We start from the raw sequence: 18,448 nt of genomic DNA on the forward strand, positions 1-18,448 counted from the left end.
CGCAACGTCGATCGGTTGACCCCGTTCATGCCGCATTCTTCGCCTGGCCCGGATCGTCGAGGGTCGGCTGGACCGGTCCGAGCAGGATGCGCCGCTGCATCTCGTCGAAGGCGAGGTTTGCGTTCTTCTCCCGTGTCACCAGCGACAGCAGGATCGCGACCGCAAAGGATAGCGGCATGCTGATGATCGCGGGATTGCGCAGCGACACGAACCACCATTGATGCTCGATCGTGGCGAGCGGCTTGCCGAGAATGTCGACCTGGATGGTCGGAGACAGATAGATCAGCACCAGCGAGCTCAGCGTGCCGACGAGGATGCTCGCCACGGCAGCAGGCGTCGTGAAGTGGCGCCAGGTGATGGCGAGCACGAGCGACGGGAAGTTGGCGGCGCAGGCGATCGAGAACGCAAGTCCCGCCATGAAGGCGACATTCTGGCCTTCGAACGCGATTCCCAGACCGATGGCGAGGATGGAAATCAGAACAGTCGCGACTCGCGCGACCTTGAGCTGCTCGGCCTCCGAAGCGGTGCCGTTTCGGATCACATTGGTCCAGACGTCGTGGCAGAGCGTGGCGACGCCCGACAGTGTCAGCCCCGCGACGACGGCAAGCATGGTCGCGAACGCGACCGCGCAGATGAAGCCGAAGAACGCATTGCCGCCGACGGTGAGTGCGAGCAGGGGGGCTGCCATGTTGCCGCCGCCGCCGGCCTTGGCCACCGCCTCGGCGCCGACCAGCACCATGGCGCCGAAGCCGATGATGAAGACCATGAGATGAAAGACGCCGATCAGGCCGGTGGCATAGAGGATCGACAGCCGTGCGGCTTTGGAATCCTTCACCGTGTACGCCCGCATCAGCACATGCGGCATCGCGGCGGTTCCGAACATCAGGCCGAGCCCGAGCGAGATGGCATCCCATTGACCCGAGACCACCTTCGATCCCGGCTGCAGCACCCTGGTGCCGTATTTCTCGGACGCCGCGGCGAACAGCTTCAGCGGGTTCATGTCGAAATGGGTCAACACGAGGAGGGCGAGCAGGATGCCGCCGCCCATCAACAGCACAGCCTTGACCACCTGCACCCAGGTCGTCGCCAACATGCCGCCGAACAGCACATAGACCAGCATCACGCTGCCGACGACGATGACCGACCAGGTGTAGGGCAGGCCGAACAGCAGCTTGATCAGCGATCCTGTCGCGACCATCTGGGCGATCAGGTAGAACAGGATCACGGCAAGTGTACCGATGGCGCCGGCGAGGCGCACCGGGCGCTGGCGCAGGCGATAGGCCACGACGTCCGCGAAGGTGAAACGGCCGACATTGCGCAATGGCTCGACGATCAGGAACAGAATGATCGGCCAGCCGACCAGCCATCCGATCGAATAGATCATGCCGTCGAAGCCGTTCGAGGTGACGATGCCGGCAATTCCGAGCAGGGCCGCGGCGCTCAGGAAGTCTCCCGCGAGTGCCCAGCCGTTCTGCCACGGCGTGACCTGGCCGCCGGCGGCAAAGAAATGCTCGGTGGTGCGCGTGCGCCGCGCTGCCCAATAGGTGATCGCCAGCGTCAACGCCATGAAGGCGAAGAAGAACCCGATCGAAAGCGTGCTGCTGCCCATTTGCCTGTCCCCTTAGCGAAGCTCGCGAACGCCTGCGTCGAACACCCGGTTCGCCCACAGCACGTAGACCAGGCAGAGCACGAAGGAAGAGATGATGACGAGCGGGCCGAGCACGATGCAAAGGGACAGGCCGGGCATCAGGATGGTGCCGAGCAGCGGCTTGTCGAACGCGAAAAGCCCCATGAAGCCGAAATAGATCACGATCATCGCGACGCTCAGAACGAGCGCGACCGTCAGCCGCTTCTTGGCTAGTTTCTTGGCGAGCTTCTCGGTCTGTTTCTTGGCCAATGCGCCGCCGCTCGATGCCGGATCGGCATTGCCGGGAATAATCACGTTCATATCGGCCCCCTCAAAACTTCAGCGCGCTCTGCTTGCGCCAATCGGACGAGCTTCAGCCGGGGGCCGACGGAAGGGAATTATGGATTTTTGCAATCTGCCGTGCGTGGCTGCGGCACGACATCGGCCAGCGTGACCTGCATGTCCGGATCCTGCTTCAGGGTATTTTTAAGGAAGGCGCGGACGGCGCGGATGCGCGGAGCGAATTGCAGGTCGCTGTGGACATTGAGCCAGACCTCGCGAACGGTGCCGGCGAGAGCCGGCAGCACGGGTATCAGGTCGGGCCGGTCCCTTGTGGCAAAGCTCGGCAGCAGCACCAGGCCGATGCCGCCGGCTGCTGCGTTCATCTGCGCGATCATGCTGTTGGAGTGAAAGGCGATTTTCGGCTCTTCGATGACGTCGGCGAGCCAGCGCACCGAATCGACCTGGATCAGGTCCTCGATATAGGACACGAACCAATGATCCTGCAGCTCGCGCAGGCTTGCGGGCATCCCATGGTGGTCGAGATAGTCCTGGCTCGCGAATAGCCCGAGCCGAAACTTGCCGATGCGCTCCGAGATCAGGCCCGGACCGGGCGGCCGGAAGAAGGACACGAACAGATCGGCCTCGCGCTTATGGACGTAGACCGTCTGGGCGGACGTGACGAGTTCGACGGTGAGCTGCGGCGTGGTGCGTCGCAGTTTGGCGAAACGCTGCGCCAAATAGAGCGAGGCGATCCCCTCCATGGTGGCGAGCCGCACGGTCCCGACGAGCTCCTGGGTGTCGCTGGCGCTGGCCTCCTCGCGGATGGCGATCACCGCGCTCTCGACCCGCTCGGCATGACGCAACAGCCGCTCGCCGACTTCGTTGAGCTTGAGGCCGGTGCGGTGGCGTTCGAACACCGCAACCCCGAGGGAAGCTTCCATTTGGGCGATGCGCCGGCTGACGGTGGAATGGTCGAGCCGCAGCCGTTTTGCGGTCTGGCTGAGATTGCCGGCGCGGGCGGCGCAGAGAAACACCCGCAGATCGTCCCAGTTGATCGTGTCGAACATGATCTGCCTCCAGGTTGCGGCCGTTGAGATTGCGGCCCTTGTCAGCAAAGCAATTCCCGTTCCAGCCGCGTGGCGGCTCCGATCCTTCGCAACCGACCTTGCGACAATTCCCATGCACGCCGGCAAGGCAGGGATGATACCGCTTCGCGCTGCTCATCCTAGAGCCTTCCGTTCCGGTTGGATCGGAACGGGGGCTCCAGATTTTTGTTTTGACGCGTTTTCTTCATGCGAACCGGTATCCACTTCGCTGGAAAACGCTCTGGCCGGGATTTTCGACATGCTCCCTCGTTTCAAGGCTGCTGCCGTCCACGCCGCGCCCGTTTTCCTCGACAGCTGGGCCACCACCGAAAAGGCGATCGCCATCATTCGCGAGGCGGCCAGGGCCGGCGCCGAGCTGATCGCGTTTCCCGAAACCTATATTCCCGCCTTTCCGGTCTGGGCCGCGCTGTGGCCTCCAATCGACAACCACGATCTGTTCGTGCGCATGGCGGAGCAATCCGTGCTGGCGGATGGACCGGAAGTGGCGCGGCTTTGCGCCGAGGCGCGCGCCCTCGGCGTCACGGTCTCGATCGGCATCAGCGAGCGCTCGGCCGTCAGCGTCGGGGGGCTGTGGAACTCGAACCTGCTGATCGGCGAGACCGGAGAAATTCTCATCCATCACCGCAAGCTGGTTCCGACATTCTATGAGAAGCTGGTGTGGTCGTCCGGCGATGGTGCGGGCCTCAAGGTCGCGGAGACGCGGCAGGGCCGGATCGGCGGGTTGATTTGCGGCGAGAATACCAATCCATTGGCCCGCTTCGCGCTGATGGCGCAGGGCGAGCAGGTGCACATTTCGAGCTGGCCGCCGATGTGGCCCACCCGGCGCCCGGCCGGCGGCGGCAATTTCGACAACGTGGCCGCCAACCGCATCCGGGCCAGCGCCCATTGCTTCGAGGCCAAGGTATTCGGGATCGTCACCGCCGGCTACATGGACCAGGCGATGCGCGCCTTCCTCATTGAACGCGATCGAACGATCGCCGACGTGATCGACCAGACGCCGCGTGCGGCGAGCTTCTTCGTCGATCCGACCGGCAGCGTCTTCGGCGATGGATTGCAGGACGAGGAGGGGATCGCCTACGCGGAGATCGATCTCAATCGCTGCGTCGAGCCGAAACAGTTTCACGACGTGGTCGGTTACTACAACCGCTTCGACATCTTTGGCGTGACGGTCGACCGTAGCCGATTGACCCCGGCTCGATTTCGCGATTCAGAGCAGCCAATAGCGGAAGCGCAAGACGCGGCAATTCTGTCGGTCGATGCCGACGCTGCATCGAATGGGCAGGGGCGCGACCTCCGGAGCTGACGAAGCGCTGGTGCTGCCTTATACAATCCTTCGTCCGCGTGCGGGACTCTACGCGGACATCGCGGTCCGGCACTCTCGATAGTCCGCAAACCTGCACCGTTGCCAACGCGGGAATGTATGGCTACGCTTTACCCTGGGTAGGCTGCCAAACGCTTCTTCGATCGGCCGGACGCTCATGCCAAAATTCCTTCGCATCGGAGTCCATCAGTCGAACGTTTCCGGATACACGTCGAAGGCATGGTGCATTCGACGGGCCGGCTCGACGGTTTTCCTGAAATGGGGCGCCGTGCAGGTTGATGGCGCGGGCGACGGGCGAAAGGTCTACTGGACGTTTCCACCGCAGGAAAAAACCATTCGCTGCCGCACGGTGCAGCGCGCCCAGGACTACACCAAGGCCGCCATCGCGCGGCGACGCAGCCATCGCTATGAGCCTCTGGCTGGGAATATCGCGAACCGGCGCCGAACCGTCGATCGGGACTCGCAGCTCAAGCAGGCGCTCGCCACGATTCTCTATGTCGATATCGTCCGATCCACCGAAAAGGCCGCGCGGCTCGGCGACACGCGCTGGGCGACGGTGATGAATCACTACTATGTCGCTGTGCGCAGGGAGCTGAAGGCCTTGCGGGGGAAGGAAGTCGTGACGACCGGGGACGGGTTGCTGGCGACGTTCCGCGCGCCGGCAGCCGGGATCCGTTGCGCGACCGCGATCCGCGAGTCCGTGCGCACGCTGGGGCTGGAGATCAGGGTCGGACTGCACGCGGGCGAATACAAGGTGAGCGGGGCGGAGGTGATCGGTCTTGCGTTTCACATCGGCGCGCGCGTCGCGGCGAAAGCACGGGCCGGCGAAGTGCTGGTCTCGAGCGCGGTCAAGGACCTGATGTCAAAGTCCGAAATCCGCTTCAAGGACCGCGGCGCGCACCAGCTCAAAGGCGTGCCGGAGCGATGGCGGCTCTACCGGGTTGAGCATTAGGACGTCCTGGGAACGCCGGTTACCGCCAGCGGCGGCTGGCCTCGCCGAAAGGCGTTAATGACGTATTGATGCGGTTAGCGACGTTTGCCGTCTGCGGTTTCATCGCTCTTAGGAGGCGACGAGGCAAAACACGCATCATGCGCAAACATGCCGCGACCATTCTGACCGGAATCTTTTGCAGCCTGGTGACGTACTTCAGCGTCGCACGACTCTACCAATGGGCCGAGACCGGACAGTTGGCGGTGCTGTCCCGGAAGGCACACGACCAACCTGAGTTCGTTTCCTGGGGCGACGATCGGCCCAGCTTCGTGCTGCTGTTCGCGCTCTATCTGTTTTTCCTCAAGAACGGACTGCACGGCATGCTGGTCACGTGCCGCGACGTCTGGCTGCGTGGCCGGGGATGGGAACCGTGAGCGCGCGGCTGATCGCTCGATTGATCAAGGTGCTGCTCGGAGGTCTTCTCACGGCCGGTCCGCCGCTCGTGTCGGTCGCGCGCGGCGACGAAACTTCGAGCATCAATGCACGACGCGAGGCGCTTCGCGAATGGAGCAGCCTTGCCAATGGACGCACGGACTTCGAAATTTCCGATGCGGCCTTGGTGCCAAGGATGCTCGCGCTTGCCGCCGAGCAATCCGGCTGCAAATACAGGGATGACATCGAAAAGTTGCCGGTTCGCTTCATGAAAGTGGCCGGGCACCGTCTCGCGCTGATGTTCTGTCGGCTTTCCATGACCGGATCGCATCGCGCGTTCGATCTTTCCGACGTCAGCAGACCAAAGCCAATGGAATTTCCGTACGTCGCGCTGAACGGCTTCGGTACGACGGACACTCCAGGATTTATCACATGGAGGGAGGAGGCCGGCTTGTTTCAGGCTGAAACCGGATCGGACCTGTGTCCCAGCCCGCACCTGCGGCATGTCTATCGGCTAGACGTGACCAGTCGCGAAAGCTTTGTCGTGGTTCGCGTCGAGGTCAGCGCGCCTGCGTGCGGCGCGGGTCAGGAATGGACCACGATCTGGGAGGCGAAACCGTGGCCCGCGCCGGCGGATCCGCGCTGACGCGCTCTTGCCAAAATGGTTAGCCCCGATTAACCAGCCTTTCGCATCAACCTTGCCGTTTAAGACTGTCGCAATCGGCAATAATTATTGAGTATCTTGCGGCCGGCGATTCCCGTTAAGGGACCGTGTCGCCGCTTTGGCAAATTTTCGGCGATTTTTGGGGACAGTGATCCGCATGTGCGGGATTGTCGGCATTCTCGGGCGCGAGCCGGTTGCAGAGCAATTGGTGGATTCGCTCAAACGTCTTGAATATCGCGGCTATGATTCCGCGGGCGTCGCCACGCTCGAGAATGGCGGCCTGGCGCGGCGCCGTGCCGAGGGCAAGTTGAAGAATCTCGAGGTCCGGCTCGAGGCCAAGCCGCTCGGCGGCCACACCGGGATCGGCCACACGCGCTGGGCCACCCACGGCAAGCCGACCGTCAACAATGCCCATCCGCACGCGACCGAGCGCGTCGCTGTCGTTCACAACGGCATCATCGAGAATTTCCGCGAGCTGCGCGAGGAGCTCGAGAAGAACGGCACGGTGTTCCACACCGAGACCGACACCGAGATCGTGCTGCATCTCGTCGACAATCTGCTCAAGGGTGGCGTCAAGCCGATCGAGGCGGTGAGGGCGGTGCTGTCGCAGCTGCGCGGCGCCTTCGCGCTCGGTTTCATTTTCGCCGGCGACAACGACCTCATGATCGGGGCCCGCAACGGACCGCCGCTGGCGATCGGTTACGGTGACGGCGAGATGTATCTCGGCTCCGACGCCATCGCGCTCGGCCCGTTCACCGACACGATCAGCTATCTCGAAGACGGCGACTGGGTGGTGCTGACCCGCAAGAGCGCAACGATCTTCGACAAGGACAACGCCATCGTCCACCGCGAGGCGATCAAGCACACGACGGCAACGGCGCTGGTCGACAAGGCCAATTACCGCCACTTCATGGCCAAGGAGATCCACGAGCAGCCGGAAGTGGTCGGCCACACGCTGGCGCGCTACGTCGACATGGCGACCGAGCGCGTCGCGCTGCCGGTCAAGCTCCCGTTCGACTTCAAGACCATCCAGCGCATCAACATCACGGCGTGCGGCACCGCGAGCTATGCCGGCTTCGTCGCGAAGTACTGGTTCGAGCGCTTTGCGCGCGTGCCGGTCGAGGTCGATGTCGCGTCCGAATTCCGCTACCGCGAGGCGCCCTTGCGCAAGGGCGATCTCGCCATCTTCATCTCGCAGTCCGGCGAGACCGCCGACACCCTGGCCGCGCTGCGCTATGCCAAGGCGCAAGGCGTGCACACGGTCGCCGTCGTCAACGTGCCGACCTCCACGATCGCGCGCGAGAGCGAGACCGTGCTGCAGACGCTGGCGGGACCGGAGATCGGCGTCGCCTCGACCAAGGCCTTCACCTGCCAGCTCATGGTGCTGGCCTCGCTCGCGGTCGCCGCCGGCAAGGCGCGCGGCGAGCTGTCCGACGAGGACGAGACCAGGCTGGTCCATGGCCTCGTCGAGGTCCCGCGCCTGATGGCAGACGCGCTCACCACCGAGCCCCAGATCGAAAAGCTCGCGCACCGGATCGCCAAGTCGCGCGACGTGCTCTATCTCGGCCGCGGCACCAGCTTCCCGCTGGCGCTCGAAGGCGCGCTGAAGCTGAAGGAGATCTCCTACATCCACGCCGAAGGCTATGCCGCGGGCGAGCTCAAGCACGGGCCGATCGCGCTGATCGACGAGACCATGCCGGTCGTCGTCATCGCGCCCCACGACAGGGTGTTCGAAAAGACCGTCTCCAACATGCAGGAGGTCGCCGCGCGCGGCGGCAACATCATCCTGATGACGGACGCCAAGGGCGCCGCGGAGGCGACCGTCGAGTCCCTCGTCACCATCGTCATGCCCGACATGGCGGCGGCCTTCACGCCGATGGTCTACGCCGTCCCCGTGCAGCTGCTCGCCTATCACACGGCTGTCGTCATGGGCACGGACGTCGACCAGCCTCGCAACCTCGCCAAATCGGTGACGGTCGAATAGTCGCAAGCCGCGGCTTCACGCGGCCCTTCAAAAATGCGACAGAATGGCTTAGCTGGGTGGTGGACTACGGCCGCTTCGACGACCCTGGAACCGCAATGACCTCCAACCAAGTGCCTCCCGCCTCGACCGGTGAATTGCCCCCGGATGCCCCGCGCGGGCTGATGGCGCGGTTTCGCAACTATTTCCTGACCGGCCTCGTGGTGGCCGGGCCGGTTGCGATCACCCTGTATCTGACCTGGTGGTTCGTGAACTGGGTCGACAATCTGGTCCGGCCGTTCGTGCCCACGGCCTACCGGCCGGAAACCTATCTGCCGTTCGGGCTGCCGGGTTCCGGCCTGATCGTCGCGGTCATCGCGCTGACGCTGCTCGGCTTCCTCACCGCCAATCTGATCGGGCGAACCCTGGTCGATCTCGGCGAGCGGCTGCTCGGCCGGATCCCGGCGGTGCGCGCCATCTATCGCGGCCTGAAGCAGGTGTTCGAGACGCTGTTCTCGGGCAAGGGCTCGAGCTTCCGCAAAGTCGGCCTCGTCGAGTTTCCCTCGCCGGGCATGTGGTCGATCGTGCTGATCTCGCAAGCGCCAAGCGCCGAACTCGCCTCCAGCCTGCCCGGAGCGGAAGAGCATATTTCGGTGTTCCTGCCGTGCTCGCCGAACCCGACCACCGGCTTCTTCTTCTATGTCCCGAAGAGCAAGATCATCGAGGTCGATCTCACCGCCGAGGATGCCGCGACGCTGATCATGTCGGCCGGCGTGGTGCAGCCGGGCGCCAATGATCAGAAGCGCGCCGCGGCGCTCGCCGGCATGGCCAATGCTGCGCGCATTGCGAGCCAGGCTTCGGCGAGCCAGGCCTCGCTGCAGCCGGCAACTCAGCCCGCGCCGGCGAAGGTGGAGTAGCTCCCGTATCCCGCGTCATCGCGAGGAGCGAAGTGACGAAGCAATCCACGCTTCCGCATGTGCGGAACGATGGATTGCTTCGCTGCGCTCGCAATGAATGGGCTGGCCGCTACCCCGCGCCGATCAGCGGCACGGCTTCGTCGCGCTCGTAGAGGTAGAGCAGGACGCGCAGCGCCTCGCCGCGCTCGCCCTTGAGCTTCGGATCGTCCTTCAGGATCCGCAGCGCCTCGTCACGGGCCTGGGTGATGAGCTGGCCGTGCACCTCCGAACGCGCGATGCGGTAGCCGGGCAGGCCGCTCTGGCGTACGCCGAGCACGTCGCCTTCGCCGCGCAGCTTCAGGTCCTCCTCGGCGATGCGGAAGCCGTCGGTGGTCTCGCGGATCACTTTCAGCCGCGCCTTCGACATCTCGCCGAGCGGCTCACCATAGAGCAGAATGCAGGTCGAGGCTTCCGAGCCGCGGCCGATGCGGCCGCGCAGTTGGTGCAGCTGGGCAAGGCCAAAGCGCTCGGCGTTCTCGATCACCATGATGGTCGCGGCCGGGACGTCGACGCCGACCTCGACCACGGTGGTGGCGACAAGGAGCCCGATCTCGTGGGCGGCGAACTGGCCCATGACGCGATCCTTCTCGGTGCCCTTCATCTGGCCGTGGACGAGGCCGACACGCTCGCCGAAACGTTTTTGCAGGCTCTCGAAACGCTTGGTCGCATTGGTCAGGTGCTCGGTGCCCTCGGCTTCGGATTCCTCGACCAGGGGGCAGATCCAGTAGACCAGCTTGCCGGTTTCGAGCGCGCGGCCGACACCGTCCATCACCTCACCGAGCCGGCTGATGGCGACGGCGCGGGTGTCGATCGGCTGGCGGCCGGCGGGCTTTTCGCGCAGCTCGGAGATATCCATGTCGCCGAAATAGGTCAGCACCAGCGTGCGCGGGATCGGCGTTGCGCTCAGCACCAGCACGTCGACGGCTTCGCCCTTGGACGTCAGCGCAAGCCGTTCGCGCACGCCAAAGCGATGCTGCTCGTCGACGACGGCGAGCGCGAGATCGTGGAAGATCACATCGTCCTGGATCAGCGCATGGGTGCCGACGAGGAGATCGACCTCGCCGGCCTCGAGCTGTGCCAGCAACTCGCGCCGCTCCTTGCCCTTTTCCCGGCCGGTGAGGATGGCGACGCGCATGCCGGCGCGCTCGGCCAGCGGGGCAATGGTCTTGATGTGCTGACGCGCCAGAATTTCCGTCGGCGCCATCAGCGCGGCCTGCTTGCCGACTTCGGCGACCGCGGCGGCTGCGAGCAGCGCCACCACCGTCTTGCCGGAGCCGACGTCGCCCTGGAGCAGGCGCAGCATGCGCACCGGCTGCTTCAGGTCCGCGATGATTGCCGCGACCGCCTCTTGCTGCGACCTGGTCAGCGCGTAGGGAAGGGCATCGATGATCTTGTTGCGCAGGTGTCCGTCGCCGGCATTGCGCACGCCGGCGGGACGGCGCAGCTGTGCGCGGATCAACGCCAGCGCGAGCTGGCCGGCCAGCAGCTCGTCGAAGGCGAGGCGCGACCAGAACGGCTGGTCCGGCAATATGTCGGTCAGCTCGACCGGAACATGCACGCGGGTCAGCGCCTCCCTGATCGTCGGGAAGTGGCAGCGTCGCAGCACCTCGGAGCTGATCCATTCCGGCAAGGCGGGTAGCTTCTGCAGCGCCTGCGCGATCGCGCGGCGGAGCGAGCCGAGCGCGAGGCCTTCGGTCAGCGGATAGACCGGATCGATGCCCGACAGTTTCGAGATCGCCTCCTCGTCGAGCACGCGGTCCGGATGCACGATCTGCGGGATGCCGTCGTACGTCTGGAGCGTACCGGAGACGTAACGCTTCTCGCCGACCGGCAGCAGCTTCTCGACATAGCCCGGCTTGGCGCGGAAGAACGTGAGCACGACATCGCCGGTGTCGTCGCTGGCGTAGACGAGATACGGCGCGCGCGCATTGCGCGGCGGGGGCGGGCGGTGGCGATCGACGGTGACCTCCAGCGTCACCATGGTTCCGACGGCCGCATCGCGGATCTTCGGCCGGGCCCGGCGGTCGATGACCTGGCTCGGCAGGTGCAGCAGCAGGTCGACCAGCCGCGGCGTCTCGCTGCGGCTGAGCAGGTACTGCAACAGCTTGTCCTGCTTCGGACCGACGCCGGGCAGGCTGGTCACGGGAGCAAACAGCGGATTGAGCAGGCTGGGCGCATCGACGAATCCAAGACCGTTTCACACCGTCATGCCCGGCCTTGTGCCGGGCATCCACGTCTTTTTTTGGAGCTGATGTCGGCCGGGTCCCGTCTTCGGCAAAGGCTTCGACAGACGCGCAAGCCCGGCAATGACGGCATGCGCCCACGGAAACCCCAAAACGCGGCGAATGAGGGCTGACATCGGCCATCGCCATCGCTATATCACCCCGGCCCGGCACGTCCGGGCTTTCTGCGTTTGACTGGATTTGAGACATGACGGGAACGACACGATCGAGCAGCGGGCTGGACGACCGCCGCAAGCGGCTTCTGTTCCGCTGCTGGCACCGCGGCACGCGCGAGATGGACCTGATCCTCGGCCGTTTCGCGGATGCGACCATTGGCGAACTGTCCGACCACGAGCTCGGCGAGCTCGAGCATCTGATCGAGGTGCCGGATCCCGACCTCTATGCGGCGCTGACCGGCGACAAGGTGCTGCCGGCCGAATATGCGACCGCGCTGTTTGCCCGCATCAAGGCGTTCCGGGTCGCGGATCCCAGCGCATGAAACAGCCCATGAAATCACCGGCCGCGATGCTCGCGCCCGGCCGGGTGCTCACCATCGCCAACGTCGCCGAGGGCGCCGAAGGGCTCGTCATCTCCGATCTGGCGCGCGCGATTGCGGCGCAGCCGAAGCGGCCGGCCGTCACCCTTGCCGTGGTGTGCCGCGACGGCGCGCGGATGCAGCAGCTCGCCCGCGCGCTGGAGTTCTTTGCGCCCGATATCGCCGTGATGCAGGTTCCGGCCTGGGACTGCCAGCCCTATGACCGCGTCTCGCCGCATGGCGGCATTCTCGCGCAACGGCTCACCGCTTTGGCCAAGTTGTCGCGGCTGGTCGGCAGCGACAAGCCGCTGATCGTGCTGACGACCGTGAACGCCGTAGTGCAGCGCGTGCCCGCGCGCGAGCTCGTTGCGGCGCAGGCGCTGTCGGTCGCCCCCGGCAATGTCGTGCCGATGGACACTATCGTCGCCTGGCTCGAGCACAACGGCTACAACCGCTCCTCGACCGTGCGCGAGCCCGGCGAATACGCCGTGCGCGGCGGCATCCTCGATCTGTTTCCGGCCGGCCTCGAGCAGCCCGTGCGGTTCGACTTCTTCGGCGACAGCCTGGAATCGATCCGCTCCTTCGACGCCGAGACCCAGCGCACTCTGCTCGACATGCGTTCGCTCGACCTCGTGCCGGTGTCCGAATTTCAGCTCGTCACCGACACCATCCGACGTTTCCGCATGGGCTATGTCGCCGAGTTCGGCGCGCCCGAGCGTGACGATGCGCTGTACGAGGCCGTCAGCGAAGGCCGGCGCCATCCCGGCATGGAGCACTGGCTGCCGCTGTTCCAGGACCGGATGGATACGCTGTTCGATTATCTGCAAGGCGCGGCCGTCGCGATCGAGCCGCAGGCCGAGGACGCCGTGCGCGAACGCTTCAAGCAGATCCTCGACTATTACGAGGCCCGCCGCGAGGCGATGGAGCATCCCGGCGGCGGCGCCATCTACAAGCCGCTGCCGCCCGATCGGCTTTATCTGACCGAGGAGGAGTGGGGCAAGCGCCTCGGCGACATCCCGTTGGCGCGGCTGACGCCGTTCGCGGTGCCCGAGGGCTCGAGCGAGGTGTTCGACGCCGGCGCGCGGCAGGGCCGCAATTTCGCGCCCGAACGCGCCGACGCCAACGTCAACGTGTTCGAGGCCGTGGTCGGCCATGTCGGCGCGCTGCAGTCGCAACGCAAGAAGGTCGTGATCGCGCTGTGGACCGAAGGCTCGCGCGACCGCATGACTTCGATGCTGCGCGATCACAAGCTGACCCACACCACCAGCGTCAACAGCTGGCGCACGGTGCAGGCGACGCCGCGCAACGAGACCATGCTCGCCGTGCTCGGCCTCGAAAGCGGCTTCGAGACCGACGAGATCGCGCTCATCAGCGAGCAGGATATCCTCGGCGACCGCCTGGTGCGGCCGCGCAAGGCCAGCCGCAAGCTCGACAATTTCATCTCGGAGGTGACGAGCCTCAATGCCGGCGACATCGTCGTGCATGTCGATCACGGCATCGGCCGCTTCATCGGCCTGCAGACGCTCGACGTCGCCGGCGCGCCGCATGACTGCCTCGAGCTGCATTACGCCGCCGAGACCAAGCTGTTTCTCCCGGTCGAGAACATCGAGCTGCTGTCGCGCTACGGCTCCGACCAGACCGACGTCGAGCTGGATCGACTGGGCGGCTCGGGCTGGCAGACCCGCAAGGCGAAGCTGAAGAACCGCATCCGCGAGATCGCGGGCGAGCTGATCAAGATCGCCGCCGAGCGCATGCTGCACGAGGCGCCGAAATTGCCGGTGCAGCAGGGCCTCTATGACGAGTTCTGCGCGCGCTTCCCCTATGACGAGACCGAGGACCAGCTCGGCGCCATCGAATCCACGCTGAAGGATCTCGAAAAGGGCCGCCCCATGGACCGGCTGATCTGCGGCGACGTCGGTTTCGGCAAGACGGAAGTCGCGCTGCGCGCCGCCTTCGCGGTCGCGCTCGACGGCAAGCAGGTTGCGGTGGTGGTGCCGACCACGCTGCTCGCGCGCCAGCACTCGCGGACTTTCACCGAGCGCTTCCGCGGTTTCCCGGTCAATGTCGCGCAGGCCTCACGGCTGGTGTCGACCAAGGAACTCAACGAGGTCAAGAAGGGGCTCGCGGACGGCTCCGTCGACATCGTCGTCGGCACCCATGCGCTGCTCGGCAAGGCCATCAAATTCCGCGACCTTGGCCTGCTCATCGTCGACGAGGAGCAGCATTTCGGCGTCAGCCACAAGGAGCGGCTGAAGGCGCTCCGCGCCGAGGTCCACGTGCTGACGCTGTCGGCGACGCCGATCCCGCGCACGCTGCAGCTGGCGCTCACCGGCGTGCGCGAACTCTCGATCATCGCCTCGCCCCCGGTCGATCGCCTCGCGGTCCGCACCTTCGTCGCCCCGCATGATCCCTTGATGATCCGCGAGGCGCTGCTGCGCGAGCGCTATCGCGGCGGCCAGGCTTTCTACGTCGTGCCGCGCATCGACGACCTCGCCGAGGTCAAGGACTTCCTCGACAAGAACGTGCCGGAGATGAAGGTCGCGGTCGCGCACGGCCAGATGCCGCCCGCCGTGATCGAAGACATCATGACCGCGTTCTACGACGGCAAGTTCGACATCCTGCTGTCGACCACGATCGTCGAGTCCGGCCTCGACATCCCCAACGCCAACACGCTGATCGTGCACCGCGCCGACATGTTCGGCCTGGCCCAGCTCTACCAGCTGCGCGGCCGTGTCGGCCGCTCCAAGCTGCGGGCCTATGCGCTGTTCACGCTGCCGGCGCAGCAGAAGATCACGGCGCAGGCCGAGCGCCGGCTCACCGTGCTGCAATCGCTGGAGACGCTGGGCGCGGGCTTCCAGCTCGCTTCCCACGACCTCGACATCCGCGGCGCCGGCAATCTCCTGGGCGAGGAGCAGTCCGGCCACATCAAGGAGGTCGGCTTCGAGCTTTATCAATCGATGCTGGAGGAGGCGATCGTCAACCTCAAGGCCGGCGTCTCCGAGCCCGCTGCCGACCGCTGGTCGCCACAGATTACCATCGGCATGCCCGTGCTGATTCCGGACGACTATGTCAGCGACCTCTCGGTGCGGCTGTCGCTGTACCGGCGCCTTGCCGATCTCGACACCGAGGAGGAGATCGAGAACTTTGGCGCCGAGATGCGCGACCGCTTCGGCGTGCTGCCGGACGAGGTGCGCTATCTCTTCAAGGTCGCCGCGATCAAGGCGTTTTGCCGCAGGGCCAATGTCGAGAAGATCGATGCCGGTCCGAAGGGGGCCGTCATTGCCTTCCGCGACAACAGTTTTGCGCATCCGGAGCGGCTGGTCAGCTTCATCCGCAGCCACGGCCAGGCCGCCAAGGTGCGGCCCGACATGAAGGTTGTGTTCCTGCAGGACTGGGAAACTCCGGAAGAGCGCCTCGCCGGCACGACGGAGATCATGCGGCAACTGGCGCAGCTCGCCGAGAGCAAGAAGGCAGCTTAGACTACGTTCTCCGGCAGATCGCGTTCCAGCGGACTTGACCGGCCTTGCTACCCGCTCGACCTGGTCGCGAATGACCCAAAACGGACAGCGGGCTTTCGGCCGGCGCTCCCGGCTTGATCTACATCAATGTTCCGCGCTTGCGCCGGGCCAGACTCGTTCCCCTATCTTCAATTTATTGTTTAGGGAGGGTGGAATGAGCGCAATTCGTATTGTCGCTATCGGATTTCTGCTCTCCAGCTCCACGTTTGCGTTGGCGCAGGGCACCGCCGGCACCCCCGGTTCGCCGGCGGCTACGATCACCATCCCCGGCAATCAGCTTCCGCCGCCTCCACAACAATTCGGTGGCAAGATCGAACGCGATGCAACCCAGTCGTCGCCCTATTGGCCGTCGCGGATCGTGCCGCCCAAGGGAGCACCGAACGTTCTGTTGATCATTACCGACGATGCCGGCTATGGCGTACCGAGCACATTCGGCGGCGTGATTCCGACACCCGCGCTGGACCGCGTCGCCCAGAACGGCCTACGCTTCACCAATTTCCATTCCACCGCGCTGTGTTCGCCGACGCGCGCCGCGCTCATTACCGGGCGCAACCATCATTCGGTCGGCTATGGCGTGGTCGCCGAACAGGCCACCGGCTATCCCGGCTATGACAGCGTCATCACCAAGGACAAGGCCACCATTGGCCGCATCCTCACCGACAACGGCTATCGCACAGCCTGGTTTGGCAAGAACCACAACACGCCGGAATATCAGTCGAGCCAGGCCGGTCCGTTCGATCAGTGGCCGACCGGCATGGGGTTCGAATATTTCTACGGCTTCATGGGCGGCGACACCAATCAGTGGCAGCCCGGCAATCTCGTTCGCAACACCACGCCGATCTATCCTTACGAAGGTAAACCCGGTTGGAATTTGATGACGGCGATGGCCGACGACGCGATCGACTACGTAAATCGTATGAACGCGCTTTCGCCCGACACACCGTTCTTCGTCAAGTTCGCGCCGGGTGCGACGCACGCCCCCCATCACCCAACGCCGGAGTGGGTCAAGAAGATCAGCGACATGCACCTGTTCGACCAAGGCTGGAACAAGCTGCGTGACACCATCTTCGAGAACCAGAAGCGGCTCGGAGTCATTCCAAAGAATGCAAAGCTGACGCCATGGCCGAAGGATCTGATCAAGGAATGGGATCAGCTTTCGGCCGATGAGAAGAAGCTGTTCATCCGCCAAGCTGAGGTGTTTGCGGCTTACGCCGCCTATGCCGACAACGAAATTGGTCGTGTCATTCAGTCTATCGAAGACATGGGCAAGCTCGACAACACTTTGATCATCTACATCGAGGGCGACAACGGCACCAGCGCGGAAGGCCAGCCGAACGGAACGCCGAACGAAGTGGCGATGTTCAACCAGATCAACCCGTCCGTCGAAGATCAGCTCAGATATTTCTACGACGTATGGGGCACCGATCGCACCTACAATCACATGTCGATCGGCTGGGCCTGGGCGTTTGACACACCGTTCTCCTGGACCAAACAGATCGTGTCGCATTTTGGCGGCACGCGCCAGGGCATGGCGATTTCCTGGCCAGCGGCGATCAAGGACAAGGGCGGTATCCGGAGCCAGTTCCACCACGTCATCGACGTTGTGCCGACCATTCTCGAGGCGGCCCGGATCAAGCAGCCCGACATCGTCGACGGCATCAAGCAAAGCCCGATCGAGGGCGTCAGCATGATGTACACGTTTGATCAGAAGAACGCGGATGCGCCGTCCACCCACAAGACGCAATATTTCGAAATGTTCGCCGACCGCGCGCTCTACAATGATGGCTGGATCGCGAGCACCAAGGTCCTGCGACCACCATGGGTGACGATTGCCAAACTGCCGAGCCCGCAGGATTACCCGTGGGAGTTCTACGATCTCCGCAACAACTGGACGCAGGCCGAGGATGTCGCCGCCAAGTATCCGGACAAGCTGAAGGAACTGCAGGCGATGTTTTGGAAGGAGGCGGAAAAGTACCAGGTGCTGCCGCTCGACTCCTCGGTGGCCGCCCGCCTCGTCACGCCGCGTCCGAGCCTCAGTGCTGCCCGCACCAAGTTCAGCTGGACCCGGCCGATCACGGGCACGCCGAATGGCGACGCACCGAGCATCCTCAACTCCTCCTACACCTTCAAAGCCGAAGTGGACATTCCGCAAGGCGGCGCTGAGGGCATGCTTGTGACCCAGGGCGGTCGTTTCGGCGGCTATGGGCTCTATGTCCTGAACAGCAAGCCCGTGTTCACCTGGAATCTCGTCGACCTCAAGCGCGTGCGCTGGGAGGGGTCGGGGCTAACCCCCGGCAAGCACGTGATCGAGTTCGACTTCAAGTACGATGGCCTTGGCGCTGCCACCATGGTGTTCGGCAACTACAGCGGCATCGGACAGGGCGGCACCGGCACGCTGAAAGTTGATGGCAACGCGGTAGCCACAGAGAAGATGGAGCATACGCTGCCGTTTATCCTGCAGTGGGACGAGGCGTTTGACATCGGCTCCGACACGGGCACGCCGGTCGACGACAATGATTATCAGACGCCATTCGCCTTCACAGGCAAGATCGACAAGATCTCGCTGGACATCGACCCTCCAAAGCTGAGCCCGGAGGATGTCAAGCGTCTGCAGGAGGCTGCGCGTGCGGCTGGTGACGGTCCTTCCGCCGACCCCGGAAAGACGGCTTCGGTCACGCCGCAGGTCGGCACTGTTGGCGTAAGCCTTGTCGAGAAGATCCAGTTGCGGATCGACAAGCGCGAGGGCTGTCGCAAGCAGGCCGAGGCGCAGGGGCTCGGCATCGTGGACCGTATCAAGTTCGTCCAGCAATGCGTCCAGCAGTGATACCGGTGGCGAGATCGCCTTCGGGCAGTCTCTTGCACCTTCACATGTCGCTTGTTGGCCCACCGCGTCA

General features: G+C 64.5%; 13 protein-coding genes. 9 read left to right on the top strand and 4 right to left on the bottom strand.

The annotated features are described in order from the left end of the window. Nucleotides 1–25: 25 nt before the first annotated feature. The 3 genes from RX327_RS20135 to RX327_RS20145 all read right to left on the bottom strand — a co-directional run bounded on the left by RX327_RS20135 (nucleotide 26) and on the right by RX327_RS20145 (nucleotide 2,976). Nucleotides 26–1,609 (bottom strand): sodium:solute symporter family transporter, encoded by a 1,584-nt coding sequence (locus RX327_RS20135; protein ID WP_317246904.1) that lies wholly within the window; start codon nucleotides 1,607–1,609, stop codon nucleotides 26–28. A 12-nt stretch (nucleotides 1,610–1,621) separates the two neighbouring features. After that, nucleotides 1,622–1,948 carry a DUF485 domain-containing protein gene (locus RX327_RS20140; protein WP_082190599.1) on the bottom strand — a complete coding sequence of 109 codons (327 nt, stop codon included), beginning with the start codon at nucleotides 1,946–1,948 and terminating at the stop codon, nucleotides 1,622–1,624. A 77-nt stretch (nucleotides 1,949–2,025) separates the two neighbouring features. After that, a complete protein-coding gene (locus tag RX327_RS20145; RefSeq protein WP_317246905.1) occupies nucleotides 2,026–2,976 on the bottom strand; it encodes a LysR family transcriptional regulator in 951 nt (316 codons plus the stop codon). Nucleotides 2,977–3,253: 277 nt separating this feature from the next. Here RX327_RS20145 and RX327_RS20150 point away from each other — a divergent pair, with 277 nt between their 5' ends. From RX327_RS20150 to RX327_RS20175, 6 genes are all read left to right on the top strand, one after another. Next, nucleotides 3,254–4,318 carry a carbon-nitrogen hydrolase family protein gene (locus RX327_RS20150; protein ID WP_028332059.1) on the top strand — a complete coding sequence of 355 codons (1,065 nt, stop codon included), beginning with the start codon at nucleotides 3,254–3,256 and terminating at the stop codon, nucleotides 4,316–4,318. Nucleotides 4,319–4,493: 175 nt separating this feature from the next. Next, a complete protein-coding gene (locus RX327_RS20155) occupies nucleotides 4,494–5,288 on the top strand; it encodes an adenylate/guanylate cyclase domain-containing protein (protein ID WP_050384717.1) in 795 nt (264 codons plus the stop codon). Between the two features lie 137 nt (nucleotides 5,289–5,425). Next, a complete protein-coding gene (locus RX327_RS20160) occupies nucleotides 5,426–5,701 on the top strand; it encodes a hypothetical protein (protein ID WP_028332057.1) in 276 nt (91 codons plus the stop codon). Then, nucleotides 5,698–6,345, top strand: a complete 648-nt coding sequence (locus RX327_RS20165; protein WP_317246906.1) for a hypothetical protein — start codon at nucleotides 5,698–5,700, stop codon at nucleotides 6,343–6,345. The genes RX327_RS20160 and RX327_RS20165 overlap by 4 nt, the downstream gene beginning before the upstream one ends. A gap of 175 nt (nucleotides 6,346–6,520) precedes the next feature. Next, entirely contained in the window at nucleotides 6,521–8,347 is a 1,827-nt protein-coding gene (glmS, locus tag RX327_RS20170; protein WP_317246907.1) for a glutamine--fructose-6-phosphate transaminase (isomerizing), read from the top strand. Between the two features lie 95 nt (nucleotides 8,348–8,442). Then, complete coding sequence (locus tag RX327_RS20175) at nucleotides 8,443–9,240, top strand: DUF502 domain-containing protein (RefSeq protein WP_317246908.1); 798 nt, start codon at nucleotides 8,443–8,445, stop codon at nucleotides 9,238–9,240. A gap of 109 nt (nucleotides 9,241–9,349) precedes the next feature. Here the strand turns inward: RX327_RS20175 and recG are convergent, their stop codons facing one another. After that, a complete protein-coding gene (recG, locus tag RX327_RS20180; protein WP_410712068.1) occupies nucleotides 9,350–11,422 on the bottom strand; it encodes an ATP-dependent DNA helicase RecG in 2,073 nt (690 codons plus the stop codon). Between the two features lie 287 nt (nucleotides 11,423–11,709). Here recG and RX327_RS20185 point away from each other — a divergent pair, with 287 nt between their 5' ends. The 3 genes from RX327_RS20185 to RX327_RS20195 all read left to right on the top strand — a co-directional run bounded on the left by RX327_RS20185 (nucleotide 11,710) and on the right by RX327_RS20195 (nucleotide 18,378). Next, nucleotides 11,710–12,000, top strand: coding sequence for a succinate dehydrogenase assembly factor 2 (locus tag RX327_RS20185; RefSeq protein WP_317246909.1), 291 nt, complete (start codon nucleotides 11,710–11,712; stop codon nucleotides 11,998–12,000). Beyond that, on the top strand, nucleotides 11,997–15,515 hold the full coding sequence (gene mfd / locus RX327_RS20190) for a transcription-repair coupling factor (protein WP_317246910.1): 3,519 nt from the start codon (nucleotides 11,997–11,999) through the stop codon (nucleotides 15,513–15,515). The genes RX327_RS20185 and mfd overlap by 4 nt, the downstream gene beginning before the upstream one ends. Before the next feature lie 193 nt (nucleotides 15,516–15,708). After that, nucleotides 15,709–18,378, top strand: coding sequence for an arylsulfatase (locus RX327_RS20195; RefSeq protein ID WP_317246911.1), 2,670 nt, complete (start codon nucleotides 15,709–15,711; stop codon nucleotides 18,376–18,378). The last annotated feature ends 70 nt before the right edge of the window (nucleotides 18,379–18,448 follow it).

The organism is Bradyrhizobium sp. BEA-2-5, assembly GCF_032918025.1.
In the GTDB taxonomy this organism is placed as follows: Bacteria; Pseudomonadota; Alphaproteobacteria; order Rhizobiales; family Xanthobacteraceae; genus Bradyrhizobium; species Bradyrhizobium pachyrhizi.